Source organism: Embleya sp. NPDC059213 (assembly GCF_042754445.1).
Taxonomy (GTDB): domain Bacteria; phylum Actinomycetota; class Actinomycetes; order Streptomycetales; family Streptomycetaceae; genus Embleya.
In genome coordinates, this window is sequence record NZ_JBHZAV010000022.1 from 81,881 (window position 1) to 84,483 (window position 2,603).

At 70.1% G+C, this 2,603-nt stretch carries 2 protein-coding genes and 2 pseudogenes; 2 read left to right on the top strand and 2 right to left on the bottom strand.

Features of this window, described 5'->3' with window-relative positions; translation table 11 throughout:
* Together ACFXMF_RS11880 and ACFXMF_RS11885 are read right to left on the bottom strand one after the other, a co-directional pair.
* Window positions 1-647 (bottom strand): annotated as a pseudogene (locus tag ACFXMF_RS11880) (hypothetical protein); the annotation flags it as partial.
* A gap of 10 nt (window positions 648-657) precedes the next feature.
* A complete protein-coding gene (locus ACFXMF_RS11885) occupies window positions 658-1,233 on the bottom strand; it encodes a hypothetical protein (RefSeq protein ID WP_379988697.1) in 576 nt (191 codons plus the stop codon).
* A gap of 199 nt (window positions 1,234-1,432) precedes the next feature.
* On the opposite strand from ACFXMF_RS11885, the gene ACFXMF_RS11890 reads away from it, so the two are divergent.
* Both ACFXMF_RS11890 and ACFXMF_RS11895 read left to right on the top strand, forming a co-directional pair.
* The gene (locus tag ACFXMF_RS11890) at window positions 1,433-2,086 is read left to right on the top strand and encodes a response regulator transcription factor (protein WP_360325159.1); all 654 of its coding nucleotides are present in this window, start codon (window positions 1,433-1,435) and stop codon (window positions 2,084-2,086) included.
* Window positions 2,083-2,603, top strand: a pseudogene (locus tag ACFXMF_RS11895) (hypothetical protein); the annotation flags it as partial. The gene ACFXMF_RS11890 and the pseudogene ACFXMF_RS11895, both read left to right, overlap by 4 nt.

Consider the following 2,603-nt stretch of genomic DNA (forward strand, 5'->3'; position numbering starts at 1 on the left):
TCCACGCCCTTTTCGACACCCACGTACAACGCCCGCCAGAACGGCGTCTCGCCGTAGAACAACGGCACCTTCGTCCCGTCCCGGCCGTACACCCGGTCACCGCGCGACAGCGTGTCGCCGATACCCGGGAGCCAGGTGATGGTCCCGGGGCTCGCGTTGTTCCCGGAATCCGGGGGCGTACCGCCCTGGCCGCCGCCCGTTCCCGCGCCGGGCCCGGAACCCGGTGCGGAGCCGCCGCCGGGGCTCTGGGTCGGCCCGGGAGTGCCGCCGCCGCCCTGCGGTTTGTTCGGGTTGTTGCCCGCCGACGGGGGCTCCTTGTCCGGTCCGGGTGCGGCCGCGTTCACGGAGTACGTGCCGGCATAGCCGAGCTTGCCGTCCACGCTCTGCCGGTCGACCAGGTCCGCCCGGGTCACCGGGACCGCGTCCAGCTTCGTGCGGTTCGCGGAGGCCCCGGAGTCACCGTCGCCGTCGGAGAGCAGTACGGCCGCCGCGCCGCCCGCCGCGGCCAGCACCAGTACCGCGGCCACGGCCCGCCGACGCCGACGACGCCGACGCTCGCGCGGATACGCCGAGCGGTCCGGCTCGACGGGTGCCGAAGCCGGCTCCTCGTCGTATTCGTACTGCTGTGGAGTGTCGATCGAAACCACGAGGCCGCCCCTACTTCTTCTTCGTCAGCGGCGGAACCTTCTTGTTGCACAACTCCATCGCCTTCGTGACCTTGTCGTCGCCCGCGTCGAGGGTGATCCCCATCGAACCGTCGCCCACGTTCACGCCGTTCTCGCGCAGGCAGTCCATGTGCTTGGCCTGCCACTCCTTGTACTTGGGGTCGTTCGGGTCGAAGTCGCTCTTCGGCTGGAACTTCTCGCACGCCTTCATCGCGTTCTCGGTCTTCGACGCGTCCTGCTCCGCGGGCATCGCCTGCATCCGCATCGCGCCGCCCTCACCGGGCTCCGGGTCGGGCATGTCGACCCCGTGCTCGCGCATGCAACCCGCGAACTTGACCATCTGGTCGCGGCGTTCGCCGTCGTCACTCTTGCCCGAGCCGGCCTGGCCACCGCTCGACTCGGCCTTCGCGCCGCCACTGCCGCCGCCCGAGGCCACCTTGCTCTTCGGTGAGCCGCCGTCGTCGCCGCAACCGACCGTGGTCAACGCGAGACCACTCGCCAGGACCACCCCGACCGCCAACCTCAGCGCCAGGGGCCGCCCCGATCCCGTGCGCCCGAACCTCGTCATCACTGCCGCTCCCGCCTGTAGGCGTACCGTCGCTGGTGTGGTCACCCCTCGCCGGTGCGGCGAGGGGTGCGACAGCAGGTCTACGCGGCGGCGGGTTACCCGGCCGTCTCCCGAATTGGTTATCCGGAGCTAACACGGGGTCGCGTATAAACGATGAGGTTGGTGCCCACCACCCGGCCCGAAGCGGAGCGACGAGACCTTGCGAGTCCTGGTTACCGAGGACGAGGAACTGCTGGCCGACCTGATCGCCCGAGGATTGCGCCGGGCGGCGATCGCCGTGGATGTCGCGTACGACGGCGACAGCGCGCTGGAGCGGCTCACGGTCAACGACTACGACGTCCTGGTACTGGACCGCGACCTGCCCGGCACGCACGGCGACGACGTGTGCCAGGCGGTCGTGGCGGGTCGGCTGCGTACCCGGATCCTGATGTTGACCGCCGCCGGCACGGTTCCCGAGCGGGTCGCCGGGTTGCGGCTGGGTGCGGACGACTACCTGCCCAAGCCGTTCGAGTTCGCCGAGTTGTTGGCTCGTGTCCAGGCCCTGGGCCGGCGTGCCGCACCGGCGGTGCCGCCGGTGCTGGAGAAGCACGGCATCGTGCTGGACAACGCCCGCCGCCAGGTCACCCGCGACGGGGAGTACATCCGGCTCGCGCACAAGGAGTTCGCCGTGCTCGCCACCCTGATGGCCGCCGACGGCACGGTGGTCAGCGCCGAGGAACTGCTGGAACGAGTCTGGGACGAGAACATCGACCCCTTCTCCAACACCGTGCGGGTGACCATGTCCAAACTGCGCGCCAAGCTCGGCGACCCCCAGGTGATCCGCACCGTGCCCGGCTCGGGATACCTGATATGAGCGGCCTGCGGATACCGGGTGCGGGCGGCCTGGTCGGCAACGCGCGGCTGCTCGCCAAGGCGGTGTTCAGCCGACCGTCGGCACGGGCCCGGCTCGCGCTGATGTACGGCGGTGTGTCGCTCGTGGTGGGCACGGTGTTGTTGGGCATCGTGTACTGGTTCGTCGACCAGCGGTTGTCGCAACGGCTGCCGACGGCGATGGCCAGGACATTCGCGGCGGACTCCCCGTATCAATACGACGGGGACGGGGCGGTGAGCGGTGTGTCCCAGCCCGCGCAACTGGTTCCGGGTAGACCGATCCAGATCTCCGTGATCCCCGCCGAGACGATCCGCCGGGTCACCGACACCGGCCAGGACGTGACGATGAGTCAGCTGCTGACCGTGTTGGGCGCGGCGCTGCTGCTGCTCGCGGCGACCTCGATCCTGGTCGGCTGGTGGATGTCCGGCCGGGTGCTGCGTCCGGTGCACAGGATCACCGCGACGGCACGCCGACTGTCCGAGCACAACCTGCACGAACG